Below are 21,928 nucleotides of genomic sequence, written 5' to 3'. Positions count from 1 at the left end.
AAGGTGGCTTTTAAGCCATCTTGCATTTAAGTAAATATATAATATACTAAAATAAATTGTTTTTGGAGTTAAATTTTATGGGGATTGAGCTATATAACCAACAAAATGCAGTATCAGACGACCCTTATGCTTTGGTTTTAAAACTTTATGAAGGTATCATAAAGTATCTATCATTTGCAAAAAGTGCAATAAATAATGGTGATGTTGAAAATAAATTTATATATATAAATAAGTCAATTGCAATATTTGATGAACTTAGAAATGTACTTGATTTTGATGGTGGAGAAGTTGCATACTATTTAGATGGTTTATATTTGTATCAAATAGAGACTCTTTTTAGTGCTGGAGTTGATGATAATATTAATTCAATAAATCAAGTTATTAAAGTTACACAAGGATTAATCGACGCATGGAAAGAAGAGACTGGTCTATAAAACTTTTAAAAGAGTTGATTTATATCGACTCTTTAGATTCTTACGAGAAAGCAAATAATTTGGTTTCTTGGTACACTGAGTATTTTTCAAAATCTAGTATAAATGATTTAGATTTGGAATTAAGTGACTTAAAAATATTAGAAGAGTTATTTTATAGAAATATAAACTTTTTAAAAGAGCAACAAAAACAAGCAGGCGAAGAGTTAAAAAATATAAAAAAAATGAAGAGTTTTTTAAAATATTAAAAAACTATTTTATAAAATACCCCTCATCAAGATTGTTAAATATAATATCTTTTGGAAGCTTTTTTCTAAGTCTTTTTATCAAACTTCTAATAGCATCTAAGCTTTTAAATTCACCATCATATACTACATCTTCTATTAAAGTGTAGTTTACACATTTTCCTTGATTACATACTAGAAGGTGAAGAAAATTCTTTTCATTTTTTGTAAGTTCAATCTCACTATTATTGTATATGAATTTTTTTGTTTCCATATCAAATAGTGTATCATCATCAAATTTGAAAATATTACTATTCTTCTTAAATTTTGCAAGCTTGAAAAGTAATTCTTGAATATTGAAAGGCTTTTTAATATAATCATCACATCCTTTTAGATAAGCACCTTTTATTGTATCTATATCAATATTTGCACTCATAATAAATACAATTGAGTTTTTATTAATCTTTTTTATTTTTTCTAAAATTAAAATACCATTTAAGTTTGGAACAAAAATATCTAATATAAAAAGTTCGTAATCACCACTTATATTATCAAGCGCAACTTTACCATCATAAAAAGAATCAACAACAAAGTTCTCACTTTCTAGCATATCTTTTATTGATTCATTTAGTAAAAAATCATCTTCAAGCAAAAAAATTTTCATAATAATTATCCCTAAAATTATTAATTGTTTAGAATATATCTAAAAGTATTTATAGAGTTTTGACTTAAAACCTCTATTTCAAAATTATATTTTTTACAAATATCACTAACTATTGCTAATCCCAGACCATGTCCACCTGTATTTTTGTCTTCTCTTTTATATTTTTTAAAGATTCCTTTTGGATTTTCTATTTTAGCACCTTTTGAGTGAAATTCAAGGATATTATCTTTTAAAATTATAGATATAGTGGAACCAATGTTTGAATATTTTATAGCATTTGAAATATTGTTATCAACCAATCTGTTTAGCTCTATTTTACTCATTTTTGGATAAAAATTATTGTTAGTTATAAGTTCTATTTTTCTATTTTGACAATCTGCAATTGTGCTAAAATACTTTACACGATTTTCTAGTGCTTTTTGAAGATTTATTTCAACAATTTCGTACTCAATTTTATCTTTTGTATGAAGAAAAGTCATATCTTCATATGAATTTTCTAAAGTTTTTAAAGCTCCATCTATCTTTTTTGTATATTTGTCTTCACCATAAAGTTTCTCTCTTAGTTGAATATTTATTGTAATAATTGATAGTGGAGTTTTTATTTCATGAATAGAGTGTGCAATAAATTTATCTTTATAGTTTAAAAGTAGCTCTTTTGTTCTTAGTTTATAAGTAAGATATATAGCAGTTGCTCCAGCAATAAAAACAAAAAATGAAACTAACTTTAGATACAAAATATCTCTCATAAATTTATTCTCATCAAAAACAATACAAAATAAAATTTCTGCATCGGTATAAATTGGACTATTTTGAAGTAAATAAGCTATATGAAGTTTCTTATTGTCAACTGTTTTATAGTATGAAATATAACTATTTCCTCCTAAAACGCCTAAAAGTTCACTTCCTTTTTTTAATCTACTTTCTAACTCTTCAATTGTTTTTTTATGTGAAGGTATAGTTTTGAAAGCAAAATTTCCAACATAATCATCAGATATAATATATGATATAGATTTTTCAATAATAGGAGTATTATTTATAAACTCTTGAATCTCTCTTAGTTCGCCAATAAATTCATCATAAGAGTACGATATTTGCAAATATTTACCATTTTTTAAACTAGAAGTTGAATAACTTAAAAATTTTAGAAGTTCTAAAGAGTATTCTGGGATTGATACTTTTATTTCTTGACTGCTTTCAAATTTTTTAAACTGTTTTTTAAGTAAAGATAGGTCGGTTCCTATATCTGTAAAAATTGAACTATCTTCAATTATTAAATCTTTACTTAATATAGAAATTTCAAATTTATTATATTCTAAATCTTTATTTAAAATTATTTTTATACTATCGACATCTAATCCTTTTTCTAAAAGAGTTAAAGCTACTTGGTGTCTCTCTTTTATAAACTCTTTTTTATTATGATACTTTTGCAAAACTTTTGTTAAAAGAGCAGAGCTTTTATCCTTTATTTTGAAAAAAAGTATCTCTTGATTTTTTGAGTTATTTAATTTTATATTTTCTTGTAGTATAAAATATGCAAATAGTGTAATAAATAAGAAAATTAATATATTTACAAATAATAAAGTTGATGATTTTGGTAGTTTTATATTCAATTTTACTCCTAAAAGATAATTCTACTCAAAATTAGTTTAAATTAGTAATTTTGCCATTTGATTGACATTTGTGTTATATATAATTATTTTGCCGAAAAGGTTAATAAAAACGAACAAGGAAATTACTTTGAATAGTTCTATTAATTTAGGAGATTTATATATAATAGATTTCTGGTCATCAGATGATTTAGGGGCAAGAACTACTTTTTATGATTATATCGATGAAGAGTTTTAAGAGGATGATGACAAGGACTGGATAAAGTTGAATAATAATGTTTTTATTGATATAGAAGGCATACCTTATTCTATATTCATCTAATTTAAAAAGAGAGGTAAGCCTCTCTTTTTTTTATGCTAAATTTACTTTTTTTTCAGTTTTGATTTTTTCTCTATTTTCTTTAAAGTTTAAGTAAAACTCTATTTCACTAGGAGTTAAAATTTTTATAGTATTCGTACTTCCTGGAATCCCAACAGGATAACCAACAGTACATATATATAATCCTTTTTTATTTAAAATTTCTCTTTTTTCTAAGCTTCTTAACATTCTTTGAATCATTTTTGAAGCTTGAGCCTCTTTTACAGTTGTAATTGGTTGAACTCCCCAAAGAGCAGTTAGACCTGTAAGAGTCTCTTTATCATGAGCAAATGTGTATAATGGAGTTATTGGTCTATATCTTGACATCTTTCTAGCCGAATTTCCACTACTTGTAAGTGATAAAATACCATCTGCACTTAAATCATCTGCAAGTTTTGTAACAGTTGCTTGAATTACATCGAACTCATCAAGATATGTAAATTTATATCTTTTTTCATGGTCAAATATTTTTTCTGTTTGTTTTATGATATTGTGCATAGTTTCAACAACATTTACAGGATTTTCTCCAACTGCACTCTCTTCACTTAACATTACAATATCTGTTCCATCTAAAACAGCATTTGCGACGTCAGATATTTCAGCTCTTGTTGCTCTTTCATTTTGCGTCATTGATAAAAGCATTTGAGTTGCAGTAATTACAGGAATTCCTTTTGCATTTGATTTTTTTATTAACATTTTTTGAATTGTAGGAACATCATAATATGGAACTTCAATTCCTAAATCACCTCGTGCAACCATTATTCCATCACTTACTTCAATAATTTCATCAATATTTGAAACAGCATCAAATTTTTCAATTTTTGCTATCAATTTACCTTTATAATCACCTAAAAGTTCTCTTGCTCTTCTCATATCTTTTGCATTTTGTACAAATGATATTGCAAAATAGTCAACTCTATTTTTTACACCCCATGCAATATCAGCTTCATCTTTTTTTGTAATAACTTCAATATCAATAATTGTATTTGGAAAATTAACTCCTTTTCTTGAACTTAATGTTCCACTATTTTCAATTTCAGCTTTTACTTTTGGATTTGTTTCTATAACTTTTGCTCTAATAATTCCGTCGTATAAATAGATGTATTCATCAATTTTTATTTTTTCTAAAATATATGGATAATTTATAGATACAACATACTCTTTAGGTCCTTTTTTATATCCAATAACCTCTTCTTTTTCAAAAGTTACAGTGTCACCAGCTTCCAATAAAAAAGCTTCTTTTAACTCACCAACTCTTATTTTTGGTCCTGAAATATCTTGTAAAATTCCTACGATTTTTTTCTTATTTTGCATAGCTTGTCTAATATTATCTAGAGTTTCTTGATGGTATTCATGGCTACCATGTGAAAAATTTAATCTAAACATATTTGCACCAGCATCAATTAATTTCTCTATCATTTCCAAACTGTTACTAGAAGGTCCTAGTGTTGCTAAAATTTTTGTTTTTTTATCCATAAAATATCTCCTATTTTGATTTATTATTATATTAAATTATTGATTACTTTTTAATTACAAATTACTATAAAATAGATATAAGATGAATATTAGTATAATTTGGGATAATATTATTAGGAAGAAGATGAAAGTTATTATAAATGGGCAAGATAAAATTTTAGAGGATAATTTAAGCCTAAAAGAGATTATACAAAATCTCAATATTGAAGATAAAGTTATGGCTTGTGCTGTAAATATGGATATTGTTAAAAAAGAGAGTTGGAGTAGTTATATACCAAAAGATAACGACACAATAGAACTTTTAAATTTTGTTGGTGGTGGATGATTTATGAGTCGAGAAAAAGGAGATTTTGCTGAAAAAAGAGCAATATCTTTTTTAATTGACTTAAATTATATAATAGTAGAGACAAATTTTTATGCTAAAAAGCTAGGAGAGATTGATATTGTTGCAAAAAAAGATAATATTTATCATTTTTGTGAAGTAAAATCTGCTAACAGTTTTGAGGCAGCAGTTCAAAATTTGACAAAATCTAAATTATCAAAAATAAAAAGAAGTGTAGATTATTATTTACAAATAAAAAAATTAGATGTAGCATTTTGTATTGATGCAATTATTGTAAATGATGATTCAATTGAAATTTTGGAAAATATTACTATGTAGAAAGACCAAAGGTGAAGGTCGCAGAAACACCTTTGGTTTTATTGTATATACTTTTGTAGTACAAAAGAATTATAATTTATTTTAATAGCAGTAAACTAGCATTTTATAAAAATATTTTCAAAATTTACTTTTAAGCTATTTTTACATATCTAAAATTACTTATGGAGAGGGTGTTGTACGAAAAAGAGTTAGAGATTATAAAAAAATCAAATAGATTTAGAAAAAGAGTTGTTTTTAGAAAAGATTTATTTGATCTTGCTTCAAATGATTATCTTGGACTTGCACAAAATAGGAAGCTTTTTAAAAAAGCATTTAAAAGAGTTTATAAAAATCACTATTTTTCTCCAAAAGCATCTATGCTTGTAAATGGTTATTCTAAAATTCATAAAAAATTTGAAAAATTACTCTGTAAAGCAAATGGTTTTGAAAAAGGAGTTATTGTTGGAAGTGGATTTTTAGCAAATATCTCTATGATAGAAAGTTTAGTTAGAAAAGGTGATACACTTTTTATAGATGAAGATTATCATGCAAGTGGAATATTAGCTTCTAAACTTCTTCCTAAAAATCAAGTTGTAACTTTTTTTCATAATGATGAAAAAGATTTAGAAGATAAATTAAAAGATTGTACATCAAAAGGACGAAAAATTATAGCCATTGAAGGTGTTTACTCAATGAGCGGAAATATTGCAAAAAAAGAGATTTTTGATTTGTCAAAAAAATATAATACATTATTGATTGTTGATGAAGCTCATAGTTCAGGTGTTATTGGTGAAAATCTTTTGGGAATTTTTGATTATTACAATATTAAAATAGAAAATAACCACATAAAAATGGGTACTTTAGGTAAAGCTTATGGTTCGTATGGAGCATATATTTTATCTTCAAAAAGCATAATAGAATTTTTACAAAATAGGGCAAAACCAATTATTTATTCAACAGCTCCCTCTCTTTTTGATACAGCTTTAGGGTATGAAAGTTTAAAATATATTTTAAGAAATAAAGAAAAATTAAAGCAAAAAATTAAGGATAACTTAAGTATAATCCAAGGCTATTTAGGAATAAGCTCAAAATCGCTTATAATTCCAATACTAGTAAATGACAATAAAAAAGTTTTAAAGATACAAAAAATCTTAAAAGAAAATGGTTTTTTGGTTGGTGCAATAAGGCAACCAACAGTTAAAAATGCGATTATTCGACTCATTGCGAAGATTGATATAAATTCTGATGAGCTGAAAAAAGCTTGCAATTTAATAAAGGATTTAAATGCAAATAAATGATTTAATCAAAGGTAACAAAAAATTTAGAGAAGTTAGATTTTCGAAATATGAAACAGATTTAAAACAATTATCAAAAGAGGGACAAAATCCAGATATTTTGTTTATTGGTTGTAGTGATAGTAGAGTTACTCCTGAGTTGGTTTTAGATACAAGACCTGGAGATATGTTTACTCTTAGAAATGTTGGAAATTTTGTTCCACCATATAATCCTGATGAAGATTTTCACGGAACAAGTGCTGTTATTGAATATGCTGTAAATGTTTTAGAAGTTAAACATATTATTGTTTGTGGACACTCTCATTGTGGAGCTTGTAAGAGTTTGTACCAAGATTTAGGAGATGGTCCTGATTTGATAAATGTTAAAAAATGGCTAGAATTAGGAAAAAAAGCAAAAGAGTATACGCTTTTAGCAACACTTGATAAAAATGATAAAGAACAACTATATAGAACAACTGAAAAAGTATCTATTGTTTATCAAATGGAAAACCTTTTGACTTTCCCATATATTGTTAGAAGAATAAAAGAGGGAACACTTCAAATTCATGGTTGGTACTATAAAATAGAAAATGGAAGTATAGAATTTTATGATGGAAGTGATTGTACATTTAAACCACTAGAAGAGTTTAAAAATGAGTTATGAAACAAGAAAATTACCTAAAAAAACTATTGTTATAATATCTATTATTATTGCTTTGGGAATTTTTATATTTATTTGGTTGGAAGTTTTAAAAAATCAAAAATTCAATGAAGTTTTAAGTGACTTAGGACATAAAGATATAAAAAATTTAAAAGTAGTAAATAGGATTAATGTTGAAGATACTATAACTAAAGAGAAAAGTTATGTTTATAAGCTAACATTTTTTGATAACACTTTAAATAAAACTTGTATAGGTTTTGTATCTAAACAAAAAGATAAAACATATACAAAAGATTTTGATTGTAAATAAGAGGATAATATGACTTTGATTGATAAATTAGAAAATGGTACTAGGTTAAACTATGAAGATGGAGTTAATCTTTTTGATTTAGATGTTTTAACTTTAGGAGATTATGCAAATAAAATAAGAGTTGCAAAACATCAAAAAAAGACATATTTTAATATAAATAGACATATAAATCCAACAAATATTTGTAAAGATGTTTGTCAATTTTGCGCATATAGTGCAAGTAGAAAAAACCCAGACCAATATACTTTAAGTCATGAAGAGATTTTAGAAACTGTAAAAAACTCATCTAAAAATGGAATAAAAGAGGTTCATATAGTTTCTGCTCACAATCCACATACTGGACTAGAATGGTATATGGATATATTTAAAAAAATTAAAAAAGATTTCCCAAATATACATATAAAAGCTCTTACAGCTGCTGAAATTCATTTTTTAAGTACACAATATAATTTGAGCTATGAAGAACTTATTGATACAATGATTAAAAGTGGTGTTGATTCAATGCCAGGTGGTGGAGCTGAGATTTTTGATGAAAAGGTGCGAAAAAGAATCTGCGGTGGAAAAGTAAGCTCAGAGCAATGGTTAGAAATTCATAAACTTTGGCATAGTAAGGGTAAAAAAAGTAATGCAACTATGCTTTTTGGACATATTGAAACAAGAGAACATAGAGTTGATCATATTTTAAGATTAAGAGATCTTCAAGATATTACAGGTGGATTTAATGCATTTATCCCTTTAGTTTTTCAAACAGAAAATAACTATTTAAAAGTAAAAGAGCCAGTAACTGCAAATGAAATTTTAAAAACTTACGCAGTTTCACGAATTTTACTTGATAATATTCCAAATATTAAGGCATATTGGGCAACTTCTACTGTAAAATTAGCTCTTATAGCTCAAGAATTTGGTGCAAATGATGTTGATGGAACAATAGAAAAAGAGTCAATACAAAGTGCAGCTGGAGCAAAAAGCAAACATGGTGTTGCTCAAAATGAGTTTGTTGATTTAATAAAAAACTCTGGATTTATTCCAGTTGAAAGAGATAGTGTTTATAATGAACTGAAAATTTATTAAAAGTTATTTAATAAATTTTAGTTCTTTATATATTACATACAACAACCATTTCCACAGCAAGAGCTAAGAGGTTCATCTTTGTAAAATTTTATTACCAAATTATTAAACATCTCTTGTATTTGGAAGTTGTGTTTTTTACAAAAAGTTTTATTCATAATATTTTTTATTTCAATTGCTTTAAAAAGAGCATCATCTTTTGAGGAAAACTCAAAGCTACCATTTAAATTACTATTTAAAAAACATTTACATTTATCTTGAATTAATATTTTATACATTATTTTACCTTTAAATTTTAAAGTGGAAAGCTTATCAAAAAATTTATTAAAGCAACAAAATAGTAAAAAAAAGTTAGAATAAAGTATTAATTATTACGGGGGAATATATGCATATTACAAATCTACTATCACAATATTTTGGTAAATTTGCGAAAAAAGAGTTTCCAAGACCTATTCAAGAGTTCATAAATGGTGCTTATACAAAATTTATGAAACTAGATTTAAAAGAGTTTAAAAATTCAAAACATTACAAATCTTTAAATGAACTTTTCACAAGAGATTTGATAATAAAAAGAGAGATAGATAGCTCAAAAGATATTTTTATATCGCCAACTGATAGTTTAATTACAGAGTGTGGAAAGCTAAAAAATGATACAGCTTTACAAATAAAAGGTATGGAGTATAGTGTTGAAGAGCTTCTTACTTATTATTGTAGAGATAATTTCTCAAAATTAGAAAATGGTGAATTTATGAATTTTTATTTATCACCAAGAGATTACCATAGATACCATGCGCCAGTTGATTTTAAGTTAAAAAAACTAATTCATGTACCTGGAAAACTATATCCTGTAAATTTAAAATATCTAAATAAAGAACTTGAGCTTTTTGTTCAAAATGAAAGAGTTGTTTTAGAGTGTGAAAAAGATGGAAAAATCTTTTATATGGTTTTTGTTGGTGCTTTAAATGTTGGTCAAATGGTATTTGAATTTGAGCCAAGAGTGGAAACAAATAAAGATACAAAAGAGATAAAAGTTTATACATATGAGAATATTGAAATCTCAAAAGCTGACTGTTTAGGTTATTTTAAAATGGGTTCTACAGTTGTAATGATTTGGGAAAAAGATTTTGTTGTTTTAGAAAACTTATTAAATCAAAATGTAAAATTTGGTCAAAAAATTGCAAAATATTGATTTGCTAAATACTCTCTTATTTGCAACCACATTTTTAGCTCTTTTTTTTATAATTTTATATATAAGAGAACTAAAAAACGAAAAAAATATTCGTAAGAAAATTATTGATAATGCAAAAAAAGAGGTAGAAGAGAGACTTTATAAAGATGAGCTTACAGGTCTTAAAAATAGAAAATCTCTTGAAGATAGTATAAAAGGAAAAGATTCTGTTGTTGCTATTTTACTTGATGTAGATGCTTTTGAAGATTTAAATGAACTTTATGGATTTATAAATGCTGAAGAGGTTTTAAAAGAGCTATCAAATATTTTAAAAGAGTTTGAAAAAACTCATGATGTAGTTGCATATAGATTAAGTGGTGATATTTTTGCTCTTACAAATATAAGTAATATACCATTTGAAGATATTTTTATTTTAATTGAAGAGTTAAATAAAACATTTTTAAATCGAAAAATTTTTGTTGATAAATTGAATGTTGATATTGTTGTATCTATGACTATGGGAATTTCAATTTTTCAAGAAGAGCCCATATTAACTGCAGCTATGGCTTTAAAAAAAGCAAAATCATTAAATCAAAGTTATTTTGTTTATAATAATGAACTTGATTCAAAAGAGCTTATAATACAGTCACTTTATTGGCGCGAAAAGATAAAAAATGCAGTTAGTGAAAATAAAATCATTCCTTTTTATCAACCAATAGTAAATAGAAAAAAAGAAGTAATAAAATATGAATCTTTGATGAGAATAAGAGATTTTGATTCTAATAATGAAGCTATTATTCTTACTCCTGATAAATTTTTAGGAATTTCATTTAAGACAAAACAGTATTTGGAACTTTCAAAAATTATTATCTCAAAAAGTTTAGATAATCTTATGAAAACACAAAAACAAATAACTATAAACTTGAGCTTTAAAGATATTTTGAATTATGAATTTATAGATTATTTAGATAATGTTTTAGAAAAATTAAAGTTTGAAGATAGAAATAGGCTTGTTTTTGAGATTTTAGAGAGTGAAAACTTAAGTGACTATGATTTTTTAGAAGAGTTTGTTTTAAAATATAAAAAATTAGGTGTAAAAATAGCCATAGATGATTTTGGAAGTGGTTATTCAAATTTTATTAGAATAATAAGACTTAAACCAGATTATTTAAAGATTGATGGAAGTTTAATAAAAAATATAGATAAAGATAACAACTCTTATGAGATTGTAAAATCAATAATTGCTTTTAGTAAAACTTTAGATATTAAAACTATTGCTGAATATGTACATAATGAAGAGATTTTTAATATTTTATTTGATTTGAATGTAGATGAATTTCAAGGTTACTATTTTGGAAAACCAGATGAGGATTTTTCATAAATTAATCTTATAAAAAGTATTTTTTGGATAAATTTTATCAAAATATAAAAGGAGAAAAGATGAGTACGATTACAAAAATAGAAGAGCTTGATTTAGCAGGTACAAAAAAAGGAAAAATTGTTATTTCAAATGTAACTGAGCCATATGGTGCAAATACAGCTGATATAGTAAGTATTGCAATTGCATTAAATGGTGAAGATGTTCAGTGGAAAGCACATATTCCTTATGAAAATATAGATGGATTAATAGAAGCTTTAAATAAAGCAAAAAATTTAAAAAAATAGAGCTAAAAAAATATATTGTGATATAATTCCTTCTATATTTAGGGGGTTTTATGTCGCAACTAAAAACTATTGGAAGAGTAGAAACTATATCTATTTTGGATTTAGAGCTTTTTGATTTAGATGCAAAAATTGATACAGGAGCTTACTCAAATTCTCTTCATTGTGATGATATATTTGTGGACGAAGATAACTTTGTACATTTTAAATTATTAGATAAGATTCATCCTTCATACCATGGAAAAAAATTAAAAATACCACTGTATAAAACAAAGAGTGTAAAAAGCTCAAATGGAGTTGTTCAAACTAGAGCATCCATAAAAGTTCAAGTAAAATTTGCTGGAAAAGTCTATCAAACTGTAGTTTCATTAACAAATCGTTCTGATATGAAATATCCTATGTTAATAGGAAGAAAGTTTTTAAAAGATAGATTTTTGGTTGATGTTTCAAAAAAGAATTTAACAAAAGGAAAATAGTATGTTGGTTTATATTTTATCAAGAAATGAAAATTTATATTCGACAAAAAGATTATTTGAAGAGGCTTTAAATAAGGGTTGGGAAGTACGAGTTATTGATTATTTAAAATGTACAATAGAGATTATGAAAAATGAGCTTGTTGTAAATTATGAGGGAGAAATTTTAAAAGTTCCAGATGCAATAATTCCACGAATTGGAGCAAGTAGAACATTTTTTGGTGCAGCAATAGTAAGACACTTTGAGATGCAAGATGTATTCTCAACGACTGGAAATTTGGCACTTACAAGAAGTAGAGATAAGTTAAGAAGTCTTCAAGTTCTATCAAAAAATGGAGTGGATTTACCAAGAACAGTTTTTGCCTCAAATAAATCAAATGCAAAAGATGTAATAGCATTAAGTGGTGGAACGCCTTTAGTTTTAAAAATTTTAGAAGGAACTCAAGGTGTTGGAGTTGTTTTAGTTGATAGTAAAAAAGCAGCAAAATCTGTTCTTGATGCTTTTTATGGAATGGATGTAAATTTGCTTGTTCAAGAGTATATTGAAGAGGCTAGTGGAAGCGATATAAGAGTTTTTGTGGTTAATGGTGAAGTAGTTGCTACTATGAAGAGACAAGGTTCAGAAGGTGATTTTAGATCAAACCTTCATCAAGGTGGAAGTGCTAGTGTATATAAATTAAATAGAAAAGAGAAAAGTATAGCTCTTGCTGCTGCTAAATCTATGGGACTTGGAGTTTGTGGAGTTGATATGATAAGTTCAAAAAGAGGACCTTTGGTTATGGAAGTAAACTCAAGTCCTGGGTTAGAAGGAATTGAAAAATCAACAAATATAAATGTAGCATTAAAAATAATGGACTATATAGAGCAAAATATAAAACCAAATTGTCCAACAAATCCAACAAAAAGAAAAATTAAAAAAGATAGTATAGGCGCATAATAAAATAAATATTATAAGTAAATATAATATTTAATTTAAACTATTCATTTACTAATCTAATATATAATCTAATTTTTTAAAGGATATATATGCGAAAAGTTATAGTTTTTTTAATATTTACAAACTTTTTATTTTCTTATGAAGAGTTAACAGTTGATAATTTTGATGAAAAGATTAAAGGTAAAAATGCAATTATAGATTTTTATGCATCTTGGTGTCCACCTTGTAAGATTTTGGCAAATAATTTAGAAGATTTCGAGATTATAAAACCTGATGGTATTGAAATTTTTAAAGTAAATATTGAAGATCAATTAGTTTTAGCAAAAAAATATGGTGTAAAAAAGTTACCAACTTTAATCTATTTTAAAGATGGAAAACCAATTAAAGAGTATGTAGGAATACAAACATCTCAAGAGCTTTTAGATAGTTCAAAAAAAGATTTTAAATAGGGGATTTATATGAAAAAGATAGTAATTCTTTTAATGCTTTTTATTTACTCATTTTCTTTAGAAATTGGAAATAAAGTTTTAGAACCAGAAGAGGCATTTAAAGTAGATTTTATAAAAAATGAAAATAGTTTAAATATAAAAATAGAGCTAGGCAAAGATATCTATTTATATGATGATAAGCTTCAAGTTAATATTACAAAACCAAAAAAAGTAGAACTTTTAAAAGATTTGAAACTTCCAAAACCAGTTCCTTATGATGGATTTATTGTTCATTTTGATGATTTAAATATTGAAATTCCATATAGTTTATTAAAATCAAAACTAGATTCAAATAAGTATGAAATTGAGTTCAAATTTCAAGGTTGTTCAAAAGCAGGGCTTTGTTATGCTCCAATGGTTGAAAAACAAGTTATATTTTTTGAAGCTGATTTAAAAGAAGAAGTTAAAGAAGATATAAAACAAAAAGATGAAGTAATATCTTCTTTAAAACAAGAGAATGAAAATTTAAGTGAAACAGATAATATAGCTGCAACCTTTAAAGATAGTAGTTTTTTATTAGTAGTTGCAACATTTTTTGGATTTGGTCTTTTATTAGCATTTACACCTTGTGTCTTTCCTATGATTCCAATTTTGTCTTCTATTATTGTTAAAGCTTCACAAAATGAGAGTATGAGCGCTAAAAAAGGCTTCTTAATGTCTTTTGTTTATGTTTTAGCTATGAGTTTTGCATATTCATTAGCAGGAATTATTGCAGGAATTTTTGGTGCAAATTTGCAAGCTAGTTTACAAAACCCTTATGTATTGGTTGTTTTTGCATTTGTATTTATTGCTCTTGCTTTTTCAATGTTTGGATATTTTGAAATAAGACTTCCAGCATCTTTACAAACAAAGATAAATAAAACAACTGATGGTAAAGAGAAGCAAGGAATGTTAGGAATTGCAATTATGGGATTTTTATCCGCTTTAATTGTTGGTCCTTGTGTTGCTCCTCCTCTTGCTGGTGCTTTAGTTTATATAGGACAAACAGGAGATGCACTTCTTGGTGGAGTTGCGCTTTTTGTAATGAGTTTAGGAATGGGAGTTCCACTTTTACTTATAGGATTAGGGGCTGGAAAGTTTATGCCAAAGCCAGGTGGCTGGATGGAAGGTGTTACAAAAATATTTGGAATAATTATGCTAGGTGTTGCTATTTGGCTACTTGATAGAGTAATTAATCCAACAGTAACTATGTATTTATGGGCATTTTTATTTATCTCTTTTGGAGTTTATTTAAAGATATATACTCATATTATTGTAAAAAGTATTTCAAAAGTTTTAACGATTTTAGGAGCTATTTTACTTGTTGGTGCTGTAAGTGGAGCAACAAATCCTCTAAAACCACTTGATAAATTTACAAGTAAAGTTTCCCTTTCAAAACAAGATGAATTAAAGTTTATTAAAATTCAAAATATTGCACAACTTGAGGATGCTATTTTAAAATCTTCAAAACCTGTAATTCTGGATTTTTGGGCAAATTGGTGTATCTCATGCAAAGAGTTAGATGAGATTACTTTTAAAAATGATGAGGTTATTAAAAGACTTCAAAATTTTACACTTTTAAAAGTAGATGTTACTCAAAATAGTGAAGATGATAAGGCAATACAAAAGAAATTTGGAGTTGTAGGACCTCCTGCACTTATTTTTTGGGATGAAAATAAACAAGAGGTAAAAAGTGCAAAAATAGTTGGTTATAAAAATCCAAAAGAGTTTTTAGAAATTTTAGATAAAAACTTCAAGAATTAAATATCTTTAATATATAATAGATCCTTTTTTTAGGATTTATTATGGAATTTACTACAGAATTTTTAATTTTTACTTCTATTGTTATTTTTTTATCGGCATTAGTTCAAGCTACTATTGGGTTTGGCTTTCCTATGATAGCAACTCCTCTTCTTGCAATGGTTACAGATATGAAAACAGCTGTTATATATGTTGCAATTCCTACTTTAGTATTAAATTTAAGTGTATTAATTATTGAAGGAAATTTTTTACAAACCATAAAAAGGTTTTATCTTTTGGCTATTATTGCAATGATTGGAAGTGCAATAGGAACACAAATTTTGATTTATAGCAATTCTGAAATATTTAAATTTCTTTTAGCAATTTCAATTCTTTTTTATCTTTTTAGTCAAAAAATATCTTTTGAAATGCCTTGGGTAAGAAGTAAACCAAATTTAGCAACTTTTATTTTTGGTTTAAGTGCTGGAGTTATTGGTGGTTTAACAAATGTTATGGCATTAGTTTTAATTATCTATTCTTTAGAATCAAGACATAGTAAAAAAGAGATAATTCAATCTACAAATCTCTGTTTTATGTTTGGGAAAATTATTCAAATAGCTATTTTCATAGCTCATGGTTCATTTACTCAAGAGATATTAGAAATATCTTTATATAATCTTTTAATTGTTGGAATCTGTTTGATGATAGGTTTTAATTTAAGAAAAAAGATAGCTTCAGATAGTTACTTTAAATTTATAAAAGCTTTTTTATTTTTGATGGCAATAGCTTTGATTTTACAAACTTTTTTAAATTGAAGATGGGATATTAGCCCATCTTCATAATATATTATATAAATATAAATACACCAATAATTATAGGAATAAGATAAATAGCACCAAAAATTGCTCCTAAAGACCACCATTTTGCTTGTGAAATATATCCAGCTCCATACCAAATAGGAGAAGGACCACAACCGTAAGGAGTAATAATTCCCATAACACCTAAACTTCCTAAAAGAAGAATAGTAAATGGAAGAATTTGCTCTGCTGGTAAAATAGATACAGCAATAGTAATAAATACTGGAAGTAAAGCACTTACATGTGCTGTTGTACTAGCAAAGAAGTAATGAGCAATATAAAATACTACAATCAAAGAGATTATTGCTACAGTTAAATTAATATCTCCAAATACACTTGATATATTTGTCTCAAGATATTTGATTAAACCAATTTTTCTTAAACCATCTGCTAAAGCAACTAAAGTAGCAAACCATATAAATACATTAAAAGCAGCTTTATCTGAAAGTAAATCATCCCATGTCAAAATACCAGATAGAATAATTATTGAAACAATGCAAATAGCAGTTGTTGTAGCATTTATACCAACTTCGCTACCAAATATCCATAGAACAAGAGCAAGAATTGCAAGACCCAACATTAAGTATTCTTTAAAAGTTACACTACCTAATTTTTTTAACTCCTCTGCAGCCCAAGCTGGTGCTTCAGGAGATTTTTTTTGAGTTGGTGGATAGATTACATATGTAAGCCATGGAGTTAATAAGAATAGAGGTATCATTAATGGAACCATTATTTTTGCCCATTCTATCCAAGGAACAATAATATGTGCATCATGTTGAGCAACCATTCCAACTGCTAAAACATTTGGAGCAAGAGCAGTTAAAAACATAGAACTTGTTACGCATGTTGATGCTATTGCAACCCAAGAGATATATGCACCAATTTTACGTGGCTCATGATCTGGTAAAGAGTTGAAAATTTGTGGAATATTAATAGCAACAGGGTAAATTGTCCCACCGCTTCTTGCTGTATTTGATGTCATAAATGGAGCTAAAACTAAATCAGAAAATGCAACTGCATAACCTAAGCCTAATGTGCTTTTCCCCATATATTTAACCATTAACAAAGATATTCTTTTTCCTAGACCAGTTTTTTTATAACCAGCTGCAAACATAAATGCTGCGAATATTAGCCATATTGTAGTGTTTGAAAAACCAGATAGAGCCCATTTAATACTCTCACCTGAATTTCCCATTAAACCTAAAACAGCAATAAGAGAGATACCAGCAAAACCTATAAGAGCTGCTGGAATTGGTTCTAAAATTAAACCAATAATTACAGCTAAGAATATACCAAAAAATCTCCAAGCTTCAACGCTTAAGCCTTCTGGTGCTGGTATGAACCAAATAATTAATGCCAATAATACAGGTACAAGTAATTTTATATTTTTACTTGACATAAAACCTCCTAATAAAAAAATTAAGAAATTATAATATAAATTTATTACATATAGATTATAAGATTAATTTAAATAATATTTTATAATAGAATATTTGCTATACTTTATTAAAAAATTAGGAGTTATATTGAAAAATAAGTTATTAATTACATTTTTTATAGGAATGTTTTTTGTTACATCTAGTGCAGATGAAGTAAAAAAATCTGAAGAGTGGAAGATTCAAAATGATCCTTATTATAAACACAAAGTTAGTCAATTTGAGATGTTAAAAGATAGAAACAATATTGAAATTATGATGTTGGGTGATTCTATTACTGATGAAGGGGAGTGGAGTGAACTTTGGGGAAAGGTAGTTCAAAATAGAGGTATTAGTGGAGATACAACAAGTGGAGTCTTAGATAGACTTTATACTTTAAATCCAAATACTAAAAGAGTCTTTATAATGATTGGTGTAAATGATATTATGAGAGGAGTTAGTGAAGATATAGTTTTTGAAAATTATAAGAAAATTTTAAAATTCTTTCAAGATAAAAATATAGAAGTTATTATTCAATCTACATTATATATAGGAGAGAGTAGAAAACAAAATTTTAATGTAAAAATTGAAAAACTAAATCAAAATTTAGAAGAGTTTGCAAAAAGTAATAAAATTGTTTTTATAAATTTAAATCCAATTTTTGCACCACAAAAAACTCTTTTGAAGAGTTTCACAAAAGATGATTTACATTTAAATGCAGATGCATACAAATTATGGATAGAAACTTTAAAAAAGCTTAAATATTAAAAAAACAATCAATATTGCTTGACAATTTGATTTGTTTTTTTGTACAATCAAAAACATTTTATTTTGACAAAAGGGAGAAAGTATGAAAATAAGGGCCAGTTTACTTACAATTGTTTTATTTAGTTTCATTTTCTCTGGTTGTGCAACAACCTCTACAAGTCAAAATAACCTCTCTACTCCAGACAATAAATATTCATACGATGGTAAATTAAGTCAAGAACAAAAGCATTTAAAAAATCATAATTTTATTGATGATATTACATATTCAAAATATATGTCAAAAAGAGATATGACTATAAATAATGAGCTATTTAGTTTTTATAATGAGTGGAAAGGGACAAAATACAGAATGGGTGGATACACAAAAAAAGGTATAGATTGTTCTGGATTTGTTCAAAAAGCTATTTTAGAAAAATTTGATTTAAAGCTTCCAAGAGATAGTAGATCTCAATCACTTGTTGGAACAACTATTAAAAAGAGTGAATTACAAATGGGTGATTTAGTATTCTTTCATACAGGAAAAACAAAGCATGTAGGTATTTATATTGACAATGGTCAGTTTATGCATGCTTCTACAAAAATTGGAGTTACAATCTCTAAGATGGATGATGATTATTTTAGAAATAGATATTGGAAAGCTACAAGAGTTTTAAAATAATTTTATATATTTTAAATCTCTAAAAATTTAGACATACAAAAAAGTAAAATCACACAAACAATATACATTTTAATAGCATAAAAGATATTAAGTTTAAATATCTCTTTTGGATTACAGCTATATCTAGCACTCATTGTAAGATTTAATCCAGATATTGGAGAAGTTGATACTGTTGTTGCCCAAGCCATTAAAAATGTCATAGCAAGTAGTGTATGATTTGCTCCAACAAAAAAATCTCCTAAAATTGATATAGAGATAATAGGATGAATTCCAACAAAAGCTAAAATAATAAATATTAAAAGTGTAACTGCAGCAACTTTATAATCAAAAACTTCAAATGGTAAATTAAAATTAAGTCCTAAAAGAACACTTCCAGCCATTATTCCAAATAATCCTGCAACTAAAAAAAGAGATATTTCACTCTTCATTTTTGGTAATTCATCTATTATATGAAACTTTAAAATTTTAAGACTATTTTTTAAACCTTTTTTTATTGGTAAAATAAATATTGTAAGTAAAAAAGCAAAAGATGATATTAATAATATTATTTTAAAATCTTCATACAAATAGTGAGTTATTAGAACAAAAAAAGCTAATATAAGAGGTAAATATAATGTTTGTAAAGATAGAGGATAACCATAAAAACTATCTAAATCAAATTTACTTTTTATTACTTCAAGATATGTAATAAAAAATGCTATAAAAGCTATAACTGTACCAAATGAGATTATTGAAAAAGCATTTAGATTTGGAGCATATGTTAAAGCTGCTGCAAAAGCTACAAAAAAAGGTGACCAATAAGCATCACTTGCAAAGGATCTTGTTAAAACAATAATTTGTAAAGGTGATAGTTTTGATTTTTTATACATTTTATCAGCAACTAAAAGTAGTGCAGATAGATTTATAATAGAACCAAATAGATGAATTCCCAAATAAGTTTTAATAAAAGAGATTTTTCCACGAGGCAACTCCTCTTTATCTTTTCTAGGAGCTGTTATTAATTTCAAAAATCCAACACTAATTAAAAGGGTTAAGAGATACAAATTTACACTAAATGATTTTTCAATATCTATATAAAAATTATTAAAGTAGCTATATAAAAATGCAATAGTTGTAAAAAATAGTAGAGTTAATATAAGTTTTTTTGATTTTATTGTAAAAAATAGTATCAATGAAGCAAACCAAATAAAAACAACTGAAATAATTTTTAATTTACTATCAAAAAAATATGAATAAATAGAGAAAATAAAACTTAAAAATATAAAAACTCCGCCAAATCTTGACAAATAAAGCATTTAAAACCTTTTTATTAAAATCGTATTATATAAAAACTTAGTATAATCCAAATAAAAAAGGACTTTATTTGATACGATTAGGTTCAAACTCTCCTACAAGAGCTAAAATTTTAGAAGCTTTTAATATAGAATTTATACAAAATGGTGGCAATTTTGATGAAGATAGTATAAAAACTACAAATCCAAAAGAGTTTTGTTATTTGGCTACAAAGGGAAAATTTGATGAGCTTTATTCAAAATTTGGAGTAGAAGATATCCCTTTGCTTGTGGCTGATAGTGTTGTAACATCCCAAGAAAAACTTCTTCGTAAACCAAAAGATTATAATGATGCAAAATATATGTTAGAGCTTCAAAGTGGAAGTAAAACAAGTGTAATTTCTTGCTTTATTTTCAAAAGTAAAAATATAGAGGTAATTGATATATCTATTACGACTTATGATTTTATGGAATTTAATAAAAAAGATATGGAAGAGTATTTAAAGAGCGGAGAGTGTTTTGGAAAAGCAGGTGCAATTATGGTTGAAGGTTTTTGTAAACCATACATAAAAAGCGTAAAAGGTTTGGAAAGTACAGCTATGGGGCTTAGTATAGAAAAATTAATTCCATTTTTAAATTCAAATAGTTTTAAATAATTTTCTATTAAAAAAAACAACTAATGCTACAATAATAATTAAAAATATAAAAATAGTTAGCATAATATTCCAACCAAAAGCCTTGTAAATATATGAAGGTATAATTGAACCACTTGCTCCTCCTAAATAGTAAAAAGTAAGATACATTCCAGATGTAAGTGATTTTTGTGAACTTTTCATTGAGTTTGCAAGTTGAGTACTAACTGTATGAGTTGTAAACATTCCTATACAAACTAAAAATAAAAATACGAATAGATATAAAATATTATTATTTAATAAAAAAATAATTGAAAAGATATAAAAAATAATAGCAATAAATATTGTATTTATTTCACCTTTAAAAAATGATACAATCTTTTTTGATGTAAGAGATACCAAAATTCCCATACCATATCCCAAATATAAAAGGGCAATTTGAAACTCTGAAACATTATTTGATATCTCTTTTGCACGAAATGGTAAAACATTTAAAACTCCAGAAAATACAAAAAATACAAAAAACATTATGAAGTAGATTATTAAAAATCTTTTATCTTTTAATATATTTATAACATCTGAAATTCTAGGTTTTATAATATTTGCATCCCCGTTAAAATCTAATTTTCTTATTAATAAAATAGATATAAGTATTGCAACAGATAGAGAATAAAATACATATTCGTATGAAAAAGTAGTAGCAATAAATCCAGAAAAAATTCTTCCTACTAGTCCTCCAAAAACTGTTCCTGCAACATAAATAGACATATTAAATTTTATATTTTCACTATCTATATTTGCCAAAATACTCATTAAAGATGTTAGAATAGCTGGAATTACTAGCGCTTCACAAACTCTAAAAAATAAAAATAATTCATAATTTTGAGACAATCCTAATAAAATATTTGTAATAAGCAAAACTATTGAAGCATTTATTAACATTTTTTTTGCATTTACTTTTTCTAAAATATATCCATAAATTATTGGAGCAACTGCTAGGAAAAATAGAATAACTGCTGTAAATTGTGAAGCTTCTATAATAGATATATTAAATTTTGATGCAAGAAGCGGCTGAAGAGGTTGTGTTGCATACATAACAGACATTGTAACAATAAGACCATAAATAATAATTAACAAATTACTTTTCAAATAATATCCTTTTAAAAG

The 21,928-nt window shown here is 26.0% G+C and carries 26 protein-coding genes; 19 read left to right on the top strand and 7 right to left on the bottom strand.

Going from position 1 to position 21,928, the window contains the following annotated elements:
* Positions 1-77 precede the first annotated feature (77 nt).
* Both fliS and AC5LG6_RS01370 read left to right on the top strand, forming a co-directional pair.
* On the top strand, positions 78-434 hold the full coding sequence (gene fliS, locus AC5LG6_RS01375; protein WP_066154103.1) for a flagellar export chaperone FliS: 357 nt from the start codon (positions 78-80) through the stop codon (positions 432-434).
* A complete protein-coding gene (locus AC5LG6_RS01370; RefSeq protein WP_066154106.1) occupies positions 410-679 on the top strand; it encodes a hypothetical protein in 270 nt (89 codons plus the stop codon). Before fliS ends, AC5LG6_RS01370 begins: the two co-directional genes overlap by 25 nt.
* 4 nt (positions 680-683) lie before the next feature.
* Here the strand turns inward: AC5LG6_RS01370 and AC5LG6_RS01365 are convergent, their stop codons facing one another.
* From AC5LG6_RS01365 to pyk, 3 genes are all read right to left on the bottom strand, one after another.
* Complete coding sequence (locus AC5LG6_RS01365; protein ID WP_498585496.1) at positions 684-1,319, bottom strand: response regulator transcription factor; 636 nt, start codon at positions 1,317-1,319, stop codon at positions 684-686.
* Positions 1,320-1,339: 20 nt separating this feature from the next.
* Complete coding sequence (locus tag AC5LG6_RS01360) at positions 1,340-2,929, bottom strand: sensor histidine kinase (protein ID WP_434279970.1); 1,590 nt, start codon at positions 2,927-2,929, stop codon at positions 1,340-1,342.
* Between the two features lie 349 nt (positions 2,930-3,278).
* On the bottom strand, positions 3,279-4,760 hold the full coding sequence (gene pyk / locus AC5LG6_RS01355; protein WP_498585495.1) for a pyruvate kinase: 1,482 nt from the start codon (positions 4,758-4,760) through the stop codon (positions 3,279-3,281).
* Positions 4,761-4,884: 124 nt separating this feature from the next.
* Here pyk and thiS point away from each other — a divergent pair, with 124 nt between their 5' ends.
* From thiS to mqnE, 6 genes are all read left to right on the top strand, one after another.
* A complete protein-coding gene (gene thiS, locus AC5LG6_RS01350; RefSeq protein ID WP_066154121.1) occupies positions 4,885-5,085 on the top strand; it encodes a sulfur carrier protein ThiS in 201 nt (66 codons plus the stop codon).
* 3 nt (positions 5,086-5,088) lie between these two features.
* A complete protein-coding gene (locus AC5LG6_RS01345; protein WP_066222036.1) occupies positions 5,089-5,421 on the top strand; it encodes a YraN family protein in 333 nt (110 codons plus the stop codon).
* A gap of 161 nt (positions 5,422-5,582) precedes the next feature.
* Entirely contained in the window at positions 5,583-6,698 is a 1,116-nt protein-coding gene (locus AC5LG6_RS01340; RefSeq protein ID WP_081560725.1) for an aminotransferase class I/II-fold pyridoxal phosphate-dependent enzyme, read from the top strand.
* Positions 6,685-7,338 (top strand): carbonic anhydrase, encoded by a 654-nt coding sequence (locus AC5LG6_RS01335; protein WP_066154129.1) that lies wholly within the window; start codon positions 6,685-6,687, stop codon positions 7,336-7,338. Before AC5LG6_RS01340 ends, AC5LG6_RS01335 begins: the two co-directional genes overlap by 14 nt.
* The gene (locus tag AC5LG6_RS01330) at positions 7,328-7,645 is read left to right on the top strand and encodes a hypothetical protein (protein ID WP_066167149.1); all 318 of its coding nucleotides are present in this window, start codon (positions 7,328-7,330) and stop codon (positions 7,643-7,645) included. Before AC5LG6_RS01335 ends, AC5LG6_RS01330 begins: the two co-directional genes overlap by 11 nt.
* A 9-nt stretch (positions 7,646-7,654) precedes the next feature.
* Complete coding sequence (gene mqnE / locus AC5LG6_RS01325; RefSeq protein ID WP_066222048.1) at positions 7,655-8,716, top strand: aminofutalosine synthase MqnE; 1,062 nt, start codon at positions 7,655-7,657, stop codon at positions 8,714-8,716.
* Between the two features lie 32 nt (positions 8,717-8,748).
* On the opposite strand, the gene AC5LG6_RS01320 is transcribed toward mqnE, so the two are convergent.
* Positions 8,749-8,991 carry a hypothetical protein gene (locus AC5LG6_RS01320; protein WP_066167143.1) on the bottom strand — a complete coding sequence of 81 codons (243 nt, stop codon included), beginning with the start codon at positions 8,989-8,991 and terminating at the stop codon, positions 8,749-8,751.
* A gap of 107 nt (positions 8,992-9,098) precedes the next feature.
* Here AC5LG6_RS01320 and AC5LG6_RS01315 point away from each other — a divergent pair, with 107 nt between their 5' ends.
* From AC5LG6_RS01315 to AC5LG6_RS01280, 8 genes are all read left to right on the top strand, one after another.
* On the top strand, positions 9,099-9,902 hold the full coding sequence (locus AC5LG6_RS01315; protein WP_186984549.1) for a phosphatidylserine decarboxylase: 804 nt from the start codon (positions 9,099-9,101) through the stop codon (positions 9,900-9,902).
* Positions 9,889-11,262 carry an EAL domain-containing protein gene (locus AC5LG6_RS01310; protein WP_390863506.1) on the top strand — a complete coding sequence of 458 codons (1,374 nt, stop codon included), beginning with the start codon at positions 9,889-9,891 and terminating at the stop codon, positions 11,260-11,262. Before AC5LG6_RS01315 ends, AC5LG6_RS01310 begins: the two co-directional genes overlap by 14 nt.
* 59 nt (positions 11,263-11,321) lie before the next feature.
* Entirely contained in the window at positions 11,322-11,546 is a 225-nt protein-coding gene (locus AC5LG6_RS01305; protein ID WP_066158046.1) for a hypothetical protein, read from the top strand.
* A gap of 50 nt (positions 11,547-11,596) precedes the next feature.
* Positions 11,597-12,019, top strand: a complete 423-nt coding sequence (locus AC5LG6_RS01300; RefSeq protein ID WP_066158043.1) for an ATP-dependent zinc protease family protein — start codon at positions 11,597-11,599, stop codon at positions 12,017-12,019.
* Between the two features lies 1 nt (position 12,020).
* Positions 12,021-12,953 carry a 30S ribosomal protein S6--L-glutamate ligase gene (gene rimK, locus AC5LG6_RS01295; RefSeq protein ID WP_498585494.1) on the top strand — a complete coding sequence of 311 codons (933 nt, stop codon included), beginning with the start codon at positions 12,021-12,023 and terminating at the stop codon, positions 12,951-12,953.
* 89 nt (positions 12,954-13,042) lie between these two features.
* Positions 13,043-13,402 carry a thioredoxin family protein gene (locus AC5LG6_RS01290; protein ID WP_066158034.1) on the top strand — a complete coding sequence of 120 codons (360 nt, stop codon included), beginning with the start codon at positions 13,043-13,045 and terminating at the stop codon, positions 13,400-13,402.
* 9 nt (positions 13,403-13,411) lie between these two features.
* Positions 13,412-15,184 (top strand): protein-disulfide reductase DsbD, encoded by a 1,773-nt coding sequence (dsbD, locus tag AC5LG6_RS01285; RefSeq protein WP_498585493.1) that lies wholly within the window; start codon positions 13,412-13,414, stop codon positions 15,182-15,184.
* Positions 15,185-15,225: 41 nt separating this feature from the next.
* Entirely contained in the window at positions 15,226-15,975 is a 750-nt protein-coding gene (locus AC5LG6_RS01280) for a sulfite exporter TauE/SafE family protein (RefSeq protein WP_498585492.1), read from the top strand.
* A 31-nt stretch (positions 15,976-16,006) separates the two neighbouring features.
* Here AC5LG6_RS01280 and AC5LG6_RS01275 read toward each other — a convergent pair whose 3' ends face one another.
* Positions 16,007-17,416, bottom strand: a complete 1,410-nt coding sequence (locus AC5LG6_RS01275; RefSeq protein ID WP_498585491.1) for an anion permease — start codon at positions 17,414-17,416, stop codon at positions 16,007-16,009.
* 127 nt (positions 17,417-17,543) lie between these two features.
* Between AC5LG6_RS01275 and AC5LG6_RS01270 the strand changes: the two genes are divergently transcribed.
* Entirely contained in the window at positions 17,544-18,200 is a 657-nt protein-coding gene (locus tag AC5LG6_RS01270) for a GDSL-type esterase/lipase family protein (RefSeq protein ID WP_260898422.1), read from the top strand.
* Between the two features lie 82 nt (positions 18,201-18,282).
* A complete protein-coding gene (locus tag AC5LG6_RS01265) occupies positions 18,283-18,858 on the top strand; it encodes an NlpC/P60 family protein (protein WP_066347147.1) in 576 nt (191 codons plus the stop codon).
* 11 nt (positions 18,859-18,869) lie between these two features.
* Here the strand turns inward: AC5LG6_RS01265 and AC5LG6_RS01260 are convergent, their stop codons facing one another.
* Entirely contained in the window at positions 18,870-20,153 is a 1,284-nt protein-coding gene (locus tag AC5LG6_RS01260) for a tellurium resistance protein TerC (protein WP_498585490.1), read from the bottom strand.
* Between the two features lie 68 nt (positions 20,154-20,221).
* On the opposite strand from AC5LG6_RS01260, the gene maf reads away from it, so the two are divergent.
* Positions 20,222-20,785 carry a septum formation inhibitor Maf gene (gene maf, locus AC5LG6_RS01255; RefSeq protein WP_498585489.1) on the top strand — a complete coding sequence of 188 codons (564 nt, stop codon included), beginning with the start codon at positions 20,222-20,224 and terminating at the stop codon, positions 20,783-20,785.
* On the opposite strand, the gene AC5LG6_RS01250 is transcribed toward maf, so the two are convergent.
* Positions 20,768-21,910: an MFS transporter gene (locus tag AC5LG6_RS01250; protein ID WP_498585488.1), complete on the bottom strand. Its 1,143-nt coding sequence runs from the start codon at positions 21,908-21,910 to the stop codon at positions 20,768-20,770. The genes maf and AC5LG6_RS01250 overlap by 18 nt on opposite strands.
* Positions 21,911-21,928 lie beyond the last annotated feature (18 nt).

Source organism: Arcobacter thermotolerans, from assembly GCF_983172305.1.
The sequence above is the reverse complement of the archived record's forward strand: the minus strand, read 5'-3'. Positions and strand labels throughout refer to the sequence as shown.

Excerpts from the sequence above, each read along its gene's own strand:
- rimK (WP_498585494.1), top strand. The coding sequence starts at position 12,021 with ATGTTGGTTTATATTTTATCAAGAAATGAAAATTTATATTCGACAAAA.
- AC5LG6_RS01280 (WP_498585492.1), top strand. The coding sequence starts at position 15,226 with ATGGAATTTACTACAGAATTTTTAATTTTTACTTCTATTGTTATTTTT.
- AC5LG6_RS01290 (WP_066158034.1), top strand. The coding sequence starts at position 13,043 with ATGCGAAAAGTTATAGTTTTTTTAATATTTACAAACTTTTTATTTTCT.
- AC5LG6_RS01370 (WP_066154106.1), top strand. The coding sequence starts at position 410 with ATGGAAAGAAGAGACTGGTCTATAAAACTTTTAAAAGAGTTGATTTAT.
- AC5LG6_RS01335 (WP_066154129.1), top strand. The coding sequence starts at position 6,685 with ATGCAAATAAATGATTTAATCAAAGGTAACAAAAAATTTAGAGAAGTT.
- thiS (WP_066154121.1), top strand. The coding sequence starts at position 4,885 with ATGAAAGTTATTATAAATGGGCAAGATAAAATTTTAGAGGATAATTTA.
- AC5LG6_RS01330 (WP_066167149.1), top strand. The coding sequence starts at position 7,328 with ATGAGTTATGAAACAAGAAAATTACCTAAAAAAACTATTGTTATAATA.
- pyk (WP_498585495.1), bottom strand. The coding sequence starts at position 4,760 with ATGGATAAAAAAACAAAAATTTTAGCAACACTAGGACCTTCTAGTAAC.
- AC5LG6_RS01300 (WP_066158043.1), top strand. The coding sequence starts at position 11,597 with ATGTCGCAACTAAAAACTATTGGAAGAGTAGAAACTATATCTATTTTG.
- AC5LG6_RS01345 (WP_066222036.1), top strand. The coding sequence starts at position 5,089 with ATGAGTCGAGAAAAAGGAGATTTTGCTGAAAAAAGAGCAATATCTTTT.
- AC5LG6_RS01365 (WP_498585496.1), bottom strand. The coding sequence starts at position 1,319 with ATGAAAATTTTTTTGCTTGAAGATGATTTTTTACTAAATGAATCAATA.
- AC5LG6_RS01265 (WP_066347147.1), top strand. The coding sequence starts at position 18,283 with ATGAAAATAAGGGCCAGTTTACTTACAATTGTTTTATTTAGTTTCATT.
- AC5LG6_RS01340 (WP_081560725.1), top strand. The coding sequence starts at position 5,583 with ATGGAGAGGGTGTTGTACGAAAAAGAGTTAGAGATTATAAAAAAATCA.
- AC5LG6_RS01315 (WP_186984549.1), top strand. The coding sequence starts at position 9,099 with ATGCATATTACAAATCTACTATCACAATATTTTGGTAAATTTGCGAAA.
- AC5LG6_RS01275 (WP_498585491.1), bottom strand. The coding sequence starts at position 17,416 with ATGTCAAGTAAAAATATAAAATTACTTGTACCTGTATTATTGGCATTA.
- AC5LG6_RS01320 (WP_066167143.1), bottom strand. The coding sequence starts at position 8,991 with ATGTATAAAATATTAATTCAAGATAAATGTAAATGTTTTTTAAATAGT.
- AC5LG6_RS01260 (WP_498585490.1), bottom strand. The coding sequence starts at position 20,153 with ATGCTTTATTTGTCAAGATTTGGCGGAGTTTTTATATTTTTAAGTTTT.
- fliS (WP_066154103.1), top strand. The coding sequence starts at position 78 with ATGGGGATTGAGCTATATAACCAACAAAATGCAGTATCAGACGACCCT.
- AC5LG6_RS01305 (WP_066158046.1), top strand. The coding sequence starts at position 11,322 with ATGAGTACGATTACAAAAATAGAAGAGCTTGATTTAGCAGGTACAAAA.
- dsbD (WP_498585493.1), top strand. The coding sequence starts at position 13,412 with ATGAAAAAGATAGTAATTCTTTTAATGCTTTTTATTTACTCATTTTCT.
- mqnE (WP_066222048.1), top strand. The coding sequence starts at position 7,655 with ATGACTTTGATTGATAAATTAGAAAATGGTACTAGGTTAAACTATGAA.